This window comes from Acidithiobacillus albertensis, assembly GCF_001931655.1.
Classification (GTDB): domain Bacteria; phylum Pseudomonadota; class Gammaproteobacteria; order Acidithiobacillales; family Acidithiobacillaceae; genus Acidithiobacillus; species Acidithiobacillus thiooxidans.
This window is the reverse complement of record NZ_MOAD01000001.1, coordinates 2504666-2520170: the sequence shown is the minus strand read 5'-3', so window position 1 is coordinate 2520170 and position 15505 is coordinate 2504666. Positions and strand designations below refer to the sequence as shown.

Sequence of the window (15505 nt, the reverse complement as noted above, 5' to 3'; positions counted from 1 at the left end):
GTTCTATAAGGATTGTTTGACGCGGTTCCACAAACTGCCAAAGGTGCCTGCCGGTTTGGCGGCATCGGCCGCAACCAGATCGGTTTTTCCCAGGACTTTGCCGTTCAATGACACGGTCATCTCACCAAGCTTCTGGCCTTTGGCAATACCCTTGCTGCCAATTTTCTGGTAAGTCACCTGGGTTTTCAGATCTTTTTCAGCACCGGTGGGAATCATGACGTCCAGGCTTCGGGCGACGGTGACGGGGAGTTTGTCGGGGTCGAGGCTGGTGTCACTGTAGGTGCCCACCATGCTTCCGGCTTTGGTCACGGTGTGATCGGTGGTGAAGCGGTAACCATAATCCAGCAGGGCTACGACATCGTTGACCCCGCTGGGCCAGTTGGGAGCACCCATGACCACCGCAATCAGGCGACGGCCATTGCGTATTGCCGTGGTATCCATGCAGTGCCCGGCAGCGTTGGTGTGTCCGGTTTTCAGGCCGTCAATGTCGGGATGTCCGAAAAGGGCCGGATTCCAGCTGCGTTGCTTGATGTTGTTGTAGCGATAATATTTTATTCTGGAAATGTTGATGACCTGGGGGTATTTGGCAATCAGGTCCCGGGAGAGCATCGCAATATCCAGGGCGGAAAGGTGCAGATCAGGGGTCGGGAGTCCATCCACGTCACTGTAATGCGCACCGGGTAAGCCCAGTTTGGTCGCCGTGGCATTCATTTCATCTACAAAACTGGCGCGACTGCCTGCCACGGCCTGGGCCAGTGCCACCGCCGCGTCGTTGCCGGAGTCAATAATCAGTCCGTGCATCAGTTGATCCACGGTAACGGGGAGGTTGGGCTGAATGAACATGCTGGACCCACCCGTGTGCCAGGCTACCCGGCTGACATGAATGCGCTGATGCCAGTGCAGGGTTCCGTTGGCCAGAGCGCCGTAAGTCAGATAAGCCGTCATCAATTTGGTCAGGCTGGCGGGGGGTAACTGCAGGTTGGCATCTTTTTCCGCAATAATCTGGCCTGTTTGGAAATCCATCAGCACATAGCTTTTGGCATCTGGTATGGGTGGTGGGGGGGGCATCAACAGGTTGGTACCCGCAAAGGCGGTGCCACCCGTCATCAGGGTGGCGAAGGCAGCAAGCAAAATGAAACGGGATTTGTGCTGCAGGTACTTTTTGTAGCGCATGCGACTTCCTTATACGTTGGTTAATTTTTAGTGTGCAGGGAGTGTGATCACCACGTAGAGGCTTTGATGACCCTGGCGAACCAGCAATGGAATCGGCGTGTGGGCCGGCAATTTCCGGACAATTTGCTGCAGCTGTTCCGGGCTGTTCACTTCCTGCTGGTCAATTTGCTGAATGACCATCCCATCGGTCAATCCCATTTGCGCGGCGGGGCCGGGATAAATGCTTTCAATTTCCACTCCATGATGAATGCCCAGACGCTTTTGTGCGGCCTGACCGAGGGTGGTGACGCGCAGCCCGAGACGGCGGATATCTGCCGTTTTTTCGGCTTCCACATGACGCATTTTGGCGGGCATGGTGCCAATGGTAACCTGCAGGGTTTCCGGTTTACCGTCATGCAAAATGCCCATGGGTACCGTGGTTCCCGGAGGGGTGTCACCGACGAGGGGGGGCAGTTGTCCGACGCTGTAAACGGCCTCGTGGTTGTAGGTCACAATAACGTCACCCGGCTTCAGGCCTGCCCTGGCGGCTGCTTCATGGGGGCTGACCGAGGCAACCAGTGCCCCGACCGGTTCTTTCAGATGGAGGGCCTTGGCCATTTGCGGGTTCACTTCCTGAACGTCCACTCCAAGCCAGCCAAAGCGAAGCTTTTTGTGTTCTTCAAAAGCATGTACTGCACGCATCGCCGTATTGATGGGAATGCTGAAGGAAAGACCCATGTAGCCACCATCGTTGGTATATATCTGATCATTAATACCGACGACCTGGCCTTCCATGTTGAAAATAGGCCCACCCGAGTTGCCGGGGTTGATGGGCACATCACTCTGAATGAAAGGAATATATTCATCATCATGGGGCAGCGGGCGATTCAGGGCACTGACTACACCCTGGGTGACCGTATTGTAAAAGCCAAAAGGCATGCCAATCGCCAGCAACCACTGGCCTACTTTAAGGTTACGGGAATTGCCCAGTTCTACCGTGGGCAGGTTGTGTGCATTGATTTTCAGCAGCGCCGTATCATAGCGAACGGATAGACCCACCACCTTGGCCGGGTAAGCATGATGGTTGGTCAATGTCACAATAATATGATGCATACCTCGCACCACATGCCCTGCCGTCACAATATAACCATTGTGGGAAATAATAAATCCTGAGCCGAGGGCCTCCATTTTTTCTTTCTGGGGCGGGTTGGCTCCGGAAAAGCCCTGGAAGAACTGGTAGAAAGGCGAGTTTCTGGGGAACGGATCGGTAGCGTTTCCTGCCCCTCCCCGAACGATTTTAGTGTCGGAGTCATCAATTTTAACGATGGCATTCCCATATTTATTGACAATGGGTGTGAAATCGGGAAGATCCACCAGTTTTTGCGGCATGGTGTTTGTTGTTGCCGGGGCAGGTTTGGCCATTGTGGCGGGTGAGCTCGTCTGACTATCTGCAGCAAAAGCCCATCCTGCCGCACCGAGTCCAAAACCCGCCGTTGCGGCTATTACGGCGACAAGTATCTGCCGTGGCTGAAAACTGAATGAACGTAAAGGCATAAACATAGGCTCCTAATTTTTTTCAGGATGATTTTTGTCCCAATGACACAATATCTTCTCCACCAGAATGCTGGCTGGATAAGCGAAGAGGGCGATGCCTGCCAAAATAAGCAGTATTTCCAGGACGTCAGTCATCAGCATGGAACAGAGCTGAGTTCCAACGAATAACTACAGGAATGATTACGGGTCATTAGCGGCATCTTCAAGTCATGGTCACGGTGCTGTACACGCGTCTTAAGACGTCTGCTTTTCGCGGGAAGTTCCCGGCAGCTCAACAGTAATGTGTGAGGCTTGGGGAACTTTACCCGCTATCATGACCTCTCAGCATAGCCATAAACTTTGTTAGCAGAGGCCTTTACGCCGTTGTTGTTCCCTCATTTCATGGTTGTTACAGGCAGGTTTTTATGAGTCCGAACGCCGTAAGAGCCGGTCGCTTCCGGGGTCGTTTGGCTTTGGCTATTGCCTTGCTGCTGCTGGCGTTTGTGTACCTGATCTGGCGTCTGGTCGATCTGGAGGTACTGCATTATCAACGCTTCCGGCAAATGGCTCAGGCCAATCATACGGCCATTGTCCCGGTTGCTCCGGCGCGAGGACTGATTCTTGCCAGTCATGGTCAGATTTTAGCTGCCAATCATCCGCGTTATGTGCTGGAAATTATTCCGGACGAAACAGAACATCTGCATGCGACCCTGAAGCACATTGATCAACTGCTTCCTGTTCCGAAAAAAAATATTGCGCATTTACTGCGGACCTTGGATGACAAACCACCCTATATCCCCAGAATTCTTCTGCACCGCATGAATGCCCAACAAATAGCTGCATTTTCGGTGCGCGATATGCAGTTTCCAGGGGTGCAAGTGGCCGCACAGTGGCACCGCTATTATCCCTACAAAACCCTGTTTACCTCGGTAGTCGGTTATGTCGGACCGGTCAGTGCCCGAAATCTGAAAGGTTTTGATCCGCAAAAATACATTTATCGCCGGTTTATTGGAGAAAACGGTCTGGAGTATGCGTTTGAACGTGAATTGCGTGGAAAATTCGGATATCAGATCAAGGATGTAAATGCTTTGGGCGTACCTGTGGCCAATTTGCGGAATATTGCGCCGACGCCGGGTGATAATCTCCTGACCAGTTTGCGCCTGCGGGTGCAGCGTGCCGTCGCAACCGTTATGCGTCGCAATCATTTTCGTGGTGCGCTGGTGGCAGTTAATCCCAATAATGGCGCAGTGATCGCCAGTTATAGTAACCCCAGCTTCAATGCCAACTGGTTTGTAAATGGCATCAGCGAGGTCCACTGGCAGAGTCTGCTGCATGACAAGGGGCGCCCCCTGTTGAATCGGGTAGCGCAAGGGCTTTATCCTCCTGGCTCCTGCATCAAGCCCTTTTATTCCATTGAGGCGCTGCAGGATCATGTTATTTCGCCCCATTTCCACACCTACTGCCCCGGTTATATCCGTCTGGGTGGTCATGTTTACTGGGACTGGTATCGCTCGGGCTTCGGTGAAACCGGTTTGACCAAGGCGCTGGCCTGGTCGGTAGACGTATTTTTTTATAAGCTGGCTATCAAAATGGGTATTCAGCGTCAGGATGCGGCTCTCTGGCGTTTTGGCTTTGGTCACCCTGCGCCCATTGATACTCCCGGTAGCGCCAACGGTTTTGTGCCGACGCCACGTTGGAAAGAAGCGCATTTTCATCAGCCCTGGTACACCGGTGATTCGGTGATTCTGGGTATTGGACAAGGCTACTTGCTGGTGACGCCACTGCAATTGGTGCGTGCCGTGTCAGCCATCGCCAATGGCGGATATTTACCCTCTTTGCATGTGGTGAGCGCACTCATTAATCCGGAAACCGGAGTGCGGCAGCCTTTAGCGATACCGCCCGCCAAGAATCTGCATATTCCTGCCTTTGCTCTACGGGCCGTGCGCAAGGGGATGGCAGCCTGTGTAACCCGGGGAACCTGCAAAAGTATGGCAACACCGGGTTTGTCCATGGCCGGTAAAACCGGAACAGCCGAAGTGCCCATCGGTTATCACGAGGGCCGCACGATTTATAATGATGACTCACTTTTCATCGGTTGGGCGCCGCTCCATCATCCGCAAATTGCGGTGGCGGCAATAGTAGAGGATGGCGGGAACAATGCCTGGCAAGCCCTTCCGGTGGCCAAGGCAGCTATTTTGAGTGACTTGCGTCCCAAAATGAAATTACGGGATTTCACCAATATTGTCGTGAACCCCGCCCAGGCCTTTGGTTGATCTCTTTGAACTGTTCCCGATGATTACGGTCTACTGATATACTTGAATATCAGCTTACAGAAGAAGGAATCACTATCATGTTTTATGCTACTTTTATTGTTCTGGGCGCTTTGTGGGTTGTTGCCATGTATGCGGGTATGCGGACTACTTTTGGTCCGGCTGATCCAGATGACAACGAGCACAGTGCCTGATCAAGCATTATTTGCGGCTTTGCGTCACCCTGTGTGCAAAGCCGGTTCAACGCCTCATCTATTCGTTCGTTTATTAAAGACCTGTCGGGCTTTTTATTGCGTTGATTATGTCTGTAGGGTTAGTGTTGCTGCAACGCCATTAACTGAATAAGTAAGAATAGAGCCTGAGGAACTGCCATGATTCGAATTCCTGATGTAATGCGCCTGTCTTTGCGCCAGAGGTTATTTCGATTTGCGGCCAAGGCGCGTGCGGTTTTATATCTGGATCACTGGTTTCCCCATATTCCCATGGCATTGGCCGTAGGTTTGCTGGGTGCTCTCGCTATTCTCAATGCGCTCCCCGATCTGCTGCACATTTTCCCGGAGCTTGCTGAATTAGCACCTTCTACCAGCCTGACTCAGGCTCCTTTGCTTTCAGCGCTTGGCACCGTGCCCGAAGCCGTACTCGGCATCGTCCTCTTGTTAATGGCTTTTGGTTTGCTGTTCCGCTCACGTTTTTCCTGGGCGATTACGCTGGTATTGGCGGGGGCCATGTTGGCCATGCTGCTCCACCATTACGGACTGGAGTGGAGCGGATTCACTATTTTCAACGCCGTTATTCTCATTGCTTTGCTATTGTTCCGCCGACATTTTGCACACTCCAGTGTGGCGGCAGGTACGCTTTTCGCGGTCATCTCCATCTTGTTGTTGATGAGTTATGCGGTATTGGGCAGTTATGTGCTGGGTGCCGGTTTTTCACCACCCATTACCAATCTGGTCAGTGCCCTGTATTTTGCCGTGGTCACCATGTCGACGGTGGGTTATGGGGATATTGTTCCCAAAAGTACTGACGCCCGATTTTTCGTGATTTCCATTATTATTCTGGGTATTACGGTTTTTGCCACCTCTATATCTGCAGTGATTGTGCCGTTACTCAATGGTCGGATGCAGCGACTGCTCATGGGTGGTGAGAAACGCCATTATCGTAATCATTATTTGATTATTGGCGACAATATGCTTGCTCAAAATACCTATCGGGCGTTGCGCGCCCGCCATTTACGGACGCTGGTTCTGGTTCCTGCTCCCCCTGAAAACCAATGGATGGCCAATGAAGATTTAATGGTAGGTGATGCGACAGATCTGGAGGTTTTGCGGCGGGCGGGTGCTGAGTGTGCCCTGGGTATTCTGGCCCTGCGGGTGATTGATAGTGAAAATGCTTTTATCATTCTGGCCGCCAAGGAATTGAATGCTCCCGGAAAAACCGTTGCGGCTGTTCAGGATGCCAAAAATCTTGAACGGTTACGTCAGATTGGTGCAGATCTGATTATTTCGCCCGATGTGCTGGGCGGAGAACTGCTGGCCATGACCTTAAGTGGCGAGGAAATGCAGGGAGACATCATTATCAACAAATTGTTTGCCGCGAAAACGGAAGGAGCAGAAGCATGAGCGCATTTCTGGGTATCGGCATTGTGCTGCTGGCGCTGATTGGTCTGGGCATCGCCGCCTTGTTTATTCATTTTGTGGTCTGGTTACTGGCGGCGGTTCTCGGTTTGCTGATTTACTTCGTGCCGAGCGTAATTGCCGCTGCTCGTCATCATGAACATTTTCTCTGGGTGTTGGTCCTCAATATCGTCCTGGGCTGGTCCGGCATTGCCTGGGTGGTACTGATCGTTTGGGCTATTCTGGGGGAGCGCCGCTTGCCGCCCCTGAACCGGGTACGGGCTGACGCCTCTAACCCGCCTGTTCGCTGACCACAAAAGTGCCTAGCCGCAAGCGCTCCAGGCTGGATGCGTAATCTTCGGGAGCAGCTGTCGGTGCCATGGGTCCGATTTTGATTTTGTAAAGACCGGCTGGGCTGTTGGATGCTGCGCGGACCAGCTTGGCGGTGCTGATGCCAAAGTCCTGAAGTTTGCTGCGCTCACGTAGTGCACTTTGCATACCCATCGCCTGGGCCGTTTCCAGATATACCTGCTCGACTTGCGGGCTTCTGTGCCAGCTGCGCAGAACATGGGCCGTCGGCGGCGCAGAGGGCTGTGGCGCCGACGGCGCTGGCATTGGCGGTACTACCTGCGTGGGCACTGTCTGGACTACCGGGTTGTTGCTGGCGAACGCCTGATTGACGACTGCCGTCAGATTTTTTCGGGCATTTGCGGGAGGCGTGTAAGCGGGCAAGGGTATAGCCTGGGGAGCAGCCTGAGGAATCACCCGTTCTGGCGCTACAGATTGTGGTACTGGAGCTTGCGGTGTTGGCCTTTGCGCGACCTGGACAATCTGCGGGGTCGGGACATTGGGACTGAGAGCGCTGGGGACTACCTGGATATGTACCCGGGAAGTCCCCTGATTGAGCATTCCCAGAGCATTGGCGGCACCCGCCGACAAATCCATAATACGACTGTCTACGAAGGGTCCTCGATCATCTACCAGTACCACGATGCTGCGACCATTTTCAAGATTGGTCACCCGCACGCAGGAAGGCAGGGGTAAGGTGCGACTCGCGGCGGAGAGTTGCCGGGCATGGAAGGCCGTGCCCATGGCGGTTGTGTCGCTGGAAGATTGACGATCATACCAGGAGGCGACACCGTTTTCAGAAAATCCCGAAGCGTTGTGCATCGGGTGATACCACTGTCCGTCAATTTCATAGGGCTGATTATAGGCAGCATTCAGGTCAGGAGACGGAGCGTAACAGGACTGCCCGGTTGAATAGGCGGAACTGGCCAAGGCGGATCCATAGCCGTTGCCTGAAGAAGCATGCATCTGGCCGGGCATGCTGGCACAGCCAGCCAGGGCCGCAACAGCTAGGGTAAAAGTCCCCAATCGGAAAAACGGGAATGCCTGTTTCAAGCGCATGAAAATGCATGACCTCAATAGTGTTGTTTCCGCCATTCTAGGGCAGAGTCTTCAGAAAGTTCAAGTTTGGCATTGGGTTGCCAAGCTTTTCTCATGTTCATATAGAACAGTATTTCAAATCCTGCCGTATTCCCGGAACTTTTTATCGGTACCGCCGTCTGATTCATGTTAAAACTCCATCAGAGTTCACTATGAATACTTTTACCAGCAGACAGTGCCCCAGTCATGGCTGAGACTTCCGTTAAAATATTACCCTCGGGTCGGGCGCGCTGGTTGATTATTATTCTTCTGCTCGGTTTTGCAGCCGTACTTGCCCGGGATTTGCGTTTGCAGCTATTGGAGCACCAAACCTTAAGATCTCAGGGGCGCATGCGTTATTTGCGGACCTTACCGCTGCCCAGTGAGCGTGGCGTAATCACCGCCCGAAATGGTGAACCGTTAGCGGTCAATGTCAAAGCCGTCACCATCTGGGCTGACCCGGCCATTCTGGATAAACATCAAAATCATTGGGGCGCCATTGCTCAGGTATTACATCTGAGTCCTGCCAGTTTTGCCGAAAGGGTTGCCGGGGGTGGGGCAGATTATGCCTATATTCTCCGGCAGATTCCCCCCGCATTGGGAAAAAAGCTGGATGCACTGCAGGTTCCGGGTATTTATGTGCAAAACACCAGCCGCAGTTATTATCCGCTGGGTGCCGTCACTGCCCCCCTGTTAGGTATGGTCAACCTCCAGCATCAGGGAGGGACCGGACTGGAGCTGGGCTACAATCAGTGGTTGGCGGCTTACCCCGGCAAAGAAAAGGTTCTGGAAGATGGTCACGGACAGATTGTCCATGTCGATAAAATTTTGCGCCTTCCTCGCGCCGGACATGCCCTGCAGCTCACCATCAATCCACAAATCCAGTATTGGGCCTATATGACTTTGCTGGCTGCCCAGCGTCATTTCGGGGCAAGTAACGGTTCGGCGGTAGTCATGGATGTGCGTACCGGACAGGTGCTCGCGATGGCCAGTGTTCCCAGTTGCAATCCCAATAATATCGGGAGTTGCAGCAATCCCATGGATTATGTGGATAACGCCGTCCATCAGGCTTTTGAGCCGGGATCGGTCATTAAACCTTTTGCCATTGCCGCCGCACTGGCTACGCATAGTGTGCGCCCAACGGCCCGTTTCAACGTGTCTCATCCCCTCTGGGTGGGGGGGTATCCGATTACCGATGACGTTACCCATCACATTTTGAATATTGAACACATTCTCAAGTATTCCAGTTGTATTGGCACCGCCAAAATAGCCCTGAAGACGCCGCGTCGAGATATATATGCCATGTATCGGGCGGTGGGTTTTGGCGATGTTCCCCAAGTCGCTTTGCCAGGGACGACTTCAGGCGTTTTGCCCGCCTGGGAAGGTTGGGGAAAAGCACGCCACGCGACAATTTCCATTGGTTATGGAATATCTGTGACTACCCTGCAATTGGCAGATGCTTATGCGGCCATCGCCAACGGGGGCTATCATATTCGTCCCGTGCTGGTAAAAGGGGAGCCGTTAGTCAAACGTCGGGTCATGCCTTTTTGGGTGGCCAACGATTTGCGACGCTGGTTACGCAGTGTGGCAGAGCCCAATGGCACTGGTATTCTTGCGGCGATTCCCGGTTATGCAGTAGCAGGCAAAACCGGTACGGCAGATTTAGCCAACGGCAAGGATGGTTTTTTTCATCATCGCACCAACGCGACTTTTGTGGGCTTTGCCCCGGGACGTGATCCGCAACTGGTGATGGCGGTAACTCTGCGCGACAGCGATAAATTCTGGAATTTCGGGGGGGTCGAGGCGGCCCCGGTATTCCGGGTAACCATGGAGCATGCGTTGGAACAACTGGATATTGGTCCGGAATGGTGCGGCAAATCGGTGTGCCGTCTGCGGGCGCCGGATATTACCACAGCACAGGCGGAAATCTGGTCGGAGGGCGGTGGAAACTAAGTGCCCTGCTCTTTGGCTAGCTTATGTAATTCGTCCACCCAGTTTTGCAATTTACGTAAATCGTTTCTGATCAGAATTCCCATGATTAGACAGGAAAATATCAGGACCCCCAACGCTGTCCACCATAAAAATGTGGGCATCCCAAAAATCAGGTTGACCAGAAACACTCCGGCAACTGGACCAAAAAGAAATACCGAAAGTAGCCATTCGCGCTGCAATACTTCGCGAATGGCCGATTTCCGCAAAATTTCCGGATGCAAGGCAATATTGGCATCAGCCAGACGTACCGCCACAATGTGTCCCTGCCGGACCAGCAAATCTGCATCGGTTCCGCTCGGTAGCGGCTCCATGCTTTGGCAAATGAGTGGCGTGACAGGAACGCCTTCTTCCTGCGGATGAAACTGATAACTGCGAATGCTGCCCTCGCCCGAACTGAGAATGATGCCCGGCAGGGCGAGAGAGTGCTTTTCGAGGGTTCTTCCACCCTCAAGATGCCCGCCGATATGTTCTATGGCAGGCATTGCGGACGGATTATCCATCGGTGCTACAGACATAAGTCTAGCGCGGTGTGCAGGTGTAACCCGCTGGGCAGGCCGGAGGCTGTTGATACTGGGGTGCTGTTGGATTGCACACATACCCTGCCGGACAGGGGACACTGCCCTGGGGGGCTGCGTAATAGCCGGGTTGCGGGGCCGGGGCTTGTTCTTGCTGCTTGGAAAGGCCATAACCTGCCAATCCCCCCAGACCTGCGCCGATCGCAGCACCCGCCAGTGGTGAACCGGTCTGGTTGCCAATGACCGCGCCAGCTACGGCACCGAGCAGGGAACCACCGGCTGTATTGGCCGTCGTACCATTGCTGGCATAAGGATTATTTGCACAGCCCGCCAGTATCAACGGGAAAGCAGCAGCTATCAACCATTTAGCAGTTTTCATGAGTGTTCAGCTCCTCTAAGCGTTTAATCATAATAGGCCAAGCCTGCATTATGGGACAAAATTACAGGGTTATGCCACTGTAGCCAAGTGCCTACAGCAGGAGTGTGGTGAAAAGCGAGGCATGGCAGATAGAGCATTGTTCCCCGGAAATTTCGGGTATATTGTACATCAAACGATCATTCTGATTAATGTTTAATGTCTGCTTTTTTGGAGGAAATTTATGTCTTTTTCGTCACGCCTTGCGACGGTGTCTGTGGTCTTGGCTCTGGGGCTGAGCGGTTGTACGGCCAGTTGGGCCCCGCAAGTCAATCCGGTGCCTTATTATACGTATTATCCGGCTTCACTGGCGGTGGTCACGGCGGCTGCAGAAAAGGCTTTGCCCCAGGCAGGCATGCAATTTACCGGAGCTAAACAAATCAGCCCGACCACCGTGGAAGTCCATGGCTATGATTCTGAGGGTAATGCTGTTCTTATTAATCTCACATCCAAGGGTGCTGCAGTGACCAAATTTTCAGCACGCATTGGCCTCTATGGGCATCTTCAGGAAGTTCAGCAAATAGAACACTGGATGGGGCGTTATGTAGGGCAGGCTATTAGCAAGCCATAATATACGGTTAACGGACAAATTTACCGAGATAAAGCAGGTAAAAAGCAAAGTTGCCACTAAGGCGCTGATTAACGCCAGGCCTTGGTAGGCTATATGAATGATTATGCTTGTAGTATATTGCAAAAAAATTAGTTTTAACTGATTGATGTCGCGAATGGAATCATGAATTTATGAATGACGCTCCCATAGAAAAAAAGGTTATTATTGCGGGGCATGTTGGTTCTGGTAAAACGACCGCCCTACAATCCATTTTCGGTGAAAACATGCTGAGTACGGATGCCAAGTACTCAGATGCGCTGCCTTCGGAAAAGAAAAAAACTACCACGGTGGCTATGGATTATGGGGTGATTACCTGCCCAAAAACTGATTATCGCTTGCATATATACGCCATTCCCGGGCAGGAACGGTTTCAGTTTATGTGGGAAATTCTAGGCAAAAATACCGACGGGCTGGTTGTCCTGGTGGACGCCAAACGTCCTAATCCCATCGCTGCAATTCACCTCTATCTGGACAAGATCCTGCCTTATCTGAATCGGGCCGTTGTCGTCGTAGCCCTTAATAAGCTGTCTTTGGATGAGCGAGACATTCTTAAAATGCCGCCCTACTTGCGACATGGTGATCTTCGCTTGCGCCTGACGACTACGGATGCGCAAGACCCTGATGAGGTTTTTGCACTTTTGCGTATGCTGCTGGATGAAATGGTGTTGGCAGCCACCCTGCAAAGCTGAATTTTTATAGTCCGTTATTCTACTTTTGTATATAAGCGACCATTTCCTGTGCAGGCATTGGTCGGGCAATGTGGTAACCCTGACCACGATCCGCTCCGCTGGTCTGCAAAAGTTGCAGGGTGATTTCATCTTCAATTCCCTCGGCGGTCACGGAAACGCCCAAGGCGTGGGCCATTTGTACCATGGCGCGGACCATATCCTGATGACGCTGGCTGCGTGTCATGGGAATAACAAAAGTATGGTCAATCTTGATCTGGTTACATCCAAGTTCAAGCAGATACTGCAGGGCCGCAGGACCGGTCCCGAAGTCGTCCAGTGCAAATCTCACCCCCAGGCTCTGACAGTCCTGGATTAATCGTGAGGTTTTGCCAATGTCCCGTAAGGCAATTCTTTCGACGAGTTCCAGGCAGACCCGTTCTGGAAGTAGTGCCGGGCACGTGTTCAGATTCGCGCGCAGTTCTTCGCAGAGTCGATGATTCTCAATCTGGCGGGCGGACAGGTTGATTTGAATGTCGAGCAGGAAACCCTGTTCTGCCCATTTATTTCCCTGTCGGCAAGCTTCCTGAGTGACCCAGGCACCAATCCGCTGCATGGCCGGAGAGTTTTCGGCAATATCCATGAAACTGGCGGGCAGTAGCAGGCCCCTTTCGGGATGCTGCCAACGAATCAGTGCTTCTGCTGCGACACACTGACCCGTATGCAAGTTGATGATAGGTTGCCAGTACAAAACAAATTCTTTCTGTTTTAATGCGCGCTCCAGCTCGCCGCGCAAGCGCTGTGCGGCGCGGCGGCGTTCGTCATCGTCATGATCATAATAAACCCAGCAGTTCCCCCCTTGGCTTTTGGCTCGGTAGACCGCCTGATCGGCGTGATGAATGAGCTCCAGGACGGGAACTTCATCATGTGGATAAGTAGTGACTCCGGCACTGGCAGTGATGCGGATCTGCTGGTGATCAACACCCATACGAATATTCAGGGCAATCAGCACGCGTTGTAAAATATCTTCCAGATCCCGACGACTGTGCAGATTTTCGAGGAGTAATAGAAATTCATCCCCGGCCAGGCGAACAATAGTGTCACTGGCGCGCAATACGTCTTGAAGACGCGTCACGATTTCGCGCAAGAGCCGGTCTCCAGCCTGGTGCCCCAGGTTGTCATTAACTTCCTTGAAGCCGTCAATATCCAGCAGGACCAGGGCCAAAGTGCGCTGGTCACGTTGTGCACGGGCACAAGCGGTTTGGAGTCTTTCCTCCAGTTGATAGCGGTTGGGGACGCCCGTGAGCGCATCCCGAGTGGCAATATGCTCCAGGTGCAGCTCCATGCCCATGCGGTACCAGGCTGCGCCAAGCATGTCAGCAAGCAGTTGGGCGAGCTGCAACTGCGCTTCGGTGATTACTGGAATATTGGCGGTAAACCAGGAAATGGCAAGAATGCCATTAGTTCCTTCGGGACCATGCACCGGGATGACCAGACTGGCTTTTAATCCGGTAGCGATATATTCAGGCATGGCCGAGGAGTCTGCAGGATAATTGTCTACAAATACTGCCTGATCCAGTTGAATGGCCCGGCCACTGATGCCCTGATTATCGGGAAAAACATGGCTGGCTAACTCCGCATAAGCGGACGGCAAGCCATGAAAAAATAAATAACGTAAATTATTTCCTTCACGAACAATGAAGGCGGCCCCTTCGGCCTGCAATTGTTCCGCAGCCAGTGCTGCAGTTTCTTCAAAGAAAGCGCCGAAATCGTAAATCCGCGTGAGATGTTGCAGGCGACTGATGATAGATTCCTGATTCATGGCGTCCGTTTTAAGGCTGTTCATTTGGATAATCCCGCTTAATTTAATTAGTCTAATTTTGTTTTTTTGCATGGACACAAAAAAACGGCGGTTTCCCGCCGTATATTGCTTATTCCTAAAGTTTTACCAGATAGCTTCAGTCACCCGTCACCGGACGCCGTTCACCATCACCATAGAAAGCATAAGCTTCTTCACCATGAATGGCATCATCCCCAATCATCAGTTCTTCTTCAGACATGCGCAGCGGTACCACCAGGCTGATCAGCTTCAGAAGAATATAAGTGACGACAATATTCAGGGCGATGATAAATGCTGCGCCAATAATCTGCAGCCAGACCTGATGCCAGTTACCGTCAGTAAGGGCACCTCCTGGGTTGCTGAGTCCGTAAGCTTTACAGCCTTCCTTGGTGGCGAGTAAGCCCACCATAATGCCGCCCAGTACCCCGGCTACAGCGTGGGTGTGGAATACGCCGAGGGTGTCATCCACTTTACGGAACAGTGCTGTTTTACCGACAATATTCATACTGATCCAGGGGATAATGCCGGAAGCGATGCCAATGGCAATAGCACCATATCCGTCTACCACACCAGCGGCCGGGGTAATTGCGACCAGTCCGGTAATCATCCCTTGAACAGCGCCAATTACTGCTGGTTTTTTGAAGTAAAAAATGTCCATGATTGTCCATGTCAACACACTCATGGCGGTGGCCACGTTGGTATTGAGGACGGCGGCACCGGCATCGCGGCTGGCAGCATAAGGATCGCCGCCATTAAAGCCGTTCCAGCCGAGCCAGAGAATACCGGCACCAACCAGCATTAATAGCACGTTGTTGGGCTGGAAGTTTTCACGATCCCGAGCAAGACGGGGACCAATCACTGCCGCACCGACAAATCCGGCAATACCTGCAGACAAATGGATGACGTATCCACCGGAATAGTCGATAACGCCCATCGTTGAGAGGAAGCCGCCACCCCAAAGGCTGAAGGCACCAACCGTGTAGGAGAAAGTCAGCCACAGGGGTACAAAAATCATCCAGGCCTTGAAACTCATGCGGCCCAAAAAGGCCCCCGCCATGATGACCAAGGTAATAGCAGCGAAGACAAACTGAAAATACACCATCGTCGCCATCGGCATGGCCGCAGTAGAGCCGCTGGTCGGGAAGACCGTTTGCATGAGTTCATCATTCATACTGGCGATGGGGCCCGGTATACCCACAAAAGAAAACCATTCGTGGCCGAAGGCCATGTTGTAGCCCCAGAGGAGCCAGGCGATCATTACGGCAGCAAAAGCGTAAAAGGCCATGAAAGCGGAGTTGATGGCCCACTTCTTTTTGACAATGCCCGCGTAAAGTACCACGAGCCCCGGAACACTTTGTAAACCGACGATGGTTGCGGCAGTGAGCTGCCACGCATTATCGCCCGTATTCAGCCAAGCTACTGACATGAGGTAATTCCCCCTTTTAACAATTTAAGAGCGGTTGTAGAACGGTTTA

Annotated in this window: 14 protein-coding genes; 6 read left to right on the top strand and 8 right to left on the bottom strand. The window is 52.6% G+C overall.

Features of this window, described 5'->3' with window-relative positions:
* Positions 1–3 precede the first annotated feature (3 nt).
* The gene (locus tag BLW97_RS13000; protein WP_075323369.1) at positions 4–1173 is read right to left on the bottom strand and encodes a D-alanyl-D-alanine carboxypeptidase family protein; all 1170 of its coding nucleotides are present in this window, start codon (positions 1171–1173) and stop codon (positions 4–6) included.
* A gap of 27 nt (positions 1174–1200) precedes the next feature.
* The gene (locus BLW97_RS12995) at positions 1201–2706 is read right to left on the bottom strand and encodes a Do family serine endopeptidase (RefSeq protein WP_075323368.1); all 1506 of its coding nucleotides are present in this window, start codon (positions 2704–2706) and stop codon (positions 1201–1203) included.
* A gap of 404 nt (positions 2707–3110) precedes the next feature.
* Here BLW97_RS12995 and mrdA point away from each other — a divergent pair, with 404 nt between their 5' ends.
* From mrdA to BLW97_RS12980, 3 genes are all read left to right on the top strand, one after another.
* Positions 3111–4958, top strand: a complete 1848-nt coding sequence (gene mrdA / locus BLW97_RS12990) for a penicillin-binding protein 2 (RefSeq protein WP_075323367.1) — start codon at positions 3111–3113, stop codon at positions 4956–4958.
* A 368-nt stretch (positions 4959–5326) separates the two neighbouring features.
* Positions 5327–6574 carry a voltage-gated potassium channel protein gene (gene kch, locus BLW97_RS12985; RefSeq protein ID WP_207650598.1) on the top strand — a complete coding sequence of 416 codons (1248 nt, stop codon included), beginning with the start codon at positions 5327–5329 and terminating at the stop codon, positions 6572–6574.
* Positions 6571–6879 (top strand): superinfection immunity protein, encoded by a 309-nt coding sequence (locus tag BLW97_RS12980; protein ID WP_024893103.1) that lies wholly within the window; start codon positions 6571–6573, stop codon positions 6877–6879. The genes kch and BLW97_RS12980 overlap by 4 nt, the downstream gene beginning before the upstream one ends.
* Here BLW97_RS12980 and BLW97_RS12975 read toward each other — a convergent pair.
* Positions 6860–7975: a septal ring lytic transglycosylase RlpA family protein gene (locus tag BLW97_RS12975; protein ID WP_075323366.1), complete on the bottom strand. Its 1116-nt coding sequence runs from the start codon at positions 7973–7975 to the stop codon at positions 6860–6862. The genes BLW97_RS12980 and BLW97_RS12975 overlap by 20 nt on opposite strands.
* Before the next feature lie 14 nt (positions 7976–7989).
* The gene (locus BLW97_RS19490) at positions 7990–8142 is read right to left on the bottom strand and encodes a hypothetical protein (RefSeq protein ID WP_158025170.1); all 153 of its coding nucleotides are present in this window, start codon (positions 8140–8142) and stop codon (positions 7990–7992) included.
* 58 nt (positions 8143–8200) lie between these two features.
* Here BLW97_RS19490 and BLW97_RS12970 point away from each other — a divergent pair, with 58 nt between their 5' ends.
* Positions 8201–9946, top strand: coding sequence for a peptidoglycan D,D-transpeptidase FtsI family protein (locus BLW97_RS12970; protein ID WP_024893105.1), 1746 nt, complete (start codon positions 8201–8203; stop codon positions 9944–9946).
* Here the strand turns inward: BLW97_RS12970 and BLW97_RS12965 are convergent.
* Both BLW97_RS12965 and BLW97_RS12960 read right to left on the bottom strand, forming a co-directional pair.
* Positions 9943–10467, bottom strand: coding sequence for a hypothetical protein (locus BLW97_RS12965; protein WP_075323365.1), 525 nt, complete (start codon positions 10465–10467; stop codon positions 9943–9945). The two genes, BLW97_RS12970 and BLW97_RS12965, sit on opposite strands and share 4 nt — an antisense overlap.
* 37 nt (positions 10468–10504) lie before the next feature.
* Entirely contained in the window at positions 10505–10879 is a 375-nt protein-coding gene (locus tag BLW97_RS12960) for a glycine zipper domain-containing protein (protein ID WP_010639269.1), read from the bottom strand.
* A 220-nt stretch (positions 10880–11099) separates the two neighbouring features.
* Here BLW97_RS12960 and BLW97_RS12955 point away from each other — a divergent pair, with 220 nt between their 5' ends.
* Positions 11100–11486 carry a hypothetical protein gene (locus BLW97_RS12955; RefSeq protein WP_010639271.1) on the top strand — a complete coding sequence of 129 codons (387 nt, stop codon included), beginning with the start codon at positions 11100–11102 and terminating at the stop codon, positions 11484–11486.
* 170 nt (positions 11487–11656) lie between these two features.
* Positions 11657–12214 carry a GTP-binding protein gene (locus BLW97_RS12950; protein WP_010639273.1) on the top strand — a complete coding sequence of 186 codons (558 nt, stop codon included), beginning with the start codon at positions 11657–11659 and terminating at the stop codon, positions 12212–12214.
* A gap of 19 nt (positions 12215–12233) precedes the next feature.
* Here the strand turns inward: BLW97_RS12950 and BLW97_RS12945 are convergent, their stop codons facing one another.
* A complete protein-coding gene (locus BLW97_RS12945; protein ID WP_075323364.1) occupies positions 12234–14036 on the bottom strand; it encodes a putative bifunctional diguanylate cyclase/phosphodiesterase in 1803 nt (600 codons plus the stop codon).
* Positions 14037–14148: 112 nt separating this feature from the next.
* The gene (locus tag BLW97_RS12940) at positions 14149–15456 is read right to left on the bottom strand and encodes an ammonium transporter (protein WP_024893108.1); all 1308 of its coding nucleotides are present in this window, start codon (positions 15454–15456) and stop codon (positions 14149–14151) included.
* Between the last annotated feature and the right edge of the window lie 49 nt (positions 15457–15505).

Bases quoted from the DNA above. Each gene is read 5' to 3' on its own strand.
- BLW97_RS12995 (WP_075323368.1), bottom strand. From the start codon at position 2,706: ATGCCTTTACGTTCATTCAGTTTTCAGCCACGGCAGATACTTGTCGCC.
- BLW97_RS12980 (WP_024893103.1), top strand. From the start codon at position 6,571: ATGAGCGCATTTCTGGGTATCGGCATTGTGCTGCTGGCGCTGATTGGT.
- BLW97_RS12975 (WP_075323366.1), bottom strand. From the start codon at position 7,975: ATGCGCTTGAAACAGGCATTCCCGTTTTTCCGATTGGGGACTTTTACC.
- BLW97_RS12960 (WP_010639269.1), bottom strand. From the start codon at position 10,879: ATGAAAACTGCTAAATGGTTGATAGCTGCTGCTTTCCCGTTGATACTG.
- BLW97_RS12965 (WP_075323365.1), bottom strand. From the start codon at position 10,467: ATGCCTGCCATAGAACATATCGGCGGGCATCTTGAGGGTGGAAGAACC.
- kch (WP_207650598.1), top strand. From the start codon at position 5,327: ATGATTCGAATTCCTGATGTAATGCGCCTGTCTTTGCGCCAGAGGTTA.
- BLW97_RS12940 (WP_024893108.1), bottom strand. From the start codon at position 15,456: ATGTCAGTAGCTTGGCTGAATACGGGCGATAATGCGTGGCAGCTCACT.
- BLW97_RS13000 (WP_075323369.1), bottom strand. From the start codon at position 1,173: ATGCGCTACAAAAAGTACCTGCAGCACAAATCCCGTTTCATTTTGCTT.
- mrdA (WP_075323367.1), top strand. From the start codon at position 3,111: ATGAGTCCGAACGCCGTAAGAGCCGGTCGCTTCCGGGGTCGTTTGGCT.
- BLW97_RS19490 (WP_158025170.1), bottom strand. From the start codon at position 8,142: ATGAATCAGACGGCGGTACCGATAAAAAGTTCCGGGAATACGGCAGGA.
- BLW97_RS12955 (WP_010639271.1), top strand. From the start codon at position 11,100: ATGTCTTTTTCGTCACGCCTTGCGACGGTGTCTGTGGTCTTGGCTCTG.
- BLW97_RS12970 (WP_024893105.1), top strand. From the start codon at position 8,201: ATGGCTGAGACTTCCGTTAAAATATTACCCTCGGGTCGGGCGCGCTGG.
- BLW97_RS12945 (WP_075323364.1), bottom strand. From the start codon at position 14,036: ATGAACAGCCTTAAAACGGACGCCATGAATCAGGAATCTATCATCAGT.
- BLW97_RS12950 (WP_010639273.1), top strand. From the start codon at position 11,657: ATGAATGACGCTCCCATAGAAAAAAAGGTTATTATTGCGGGGCATGTT.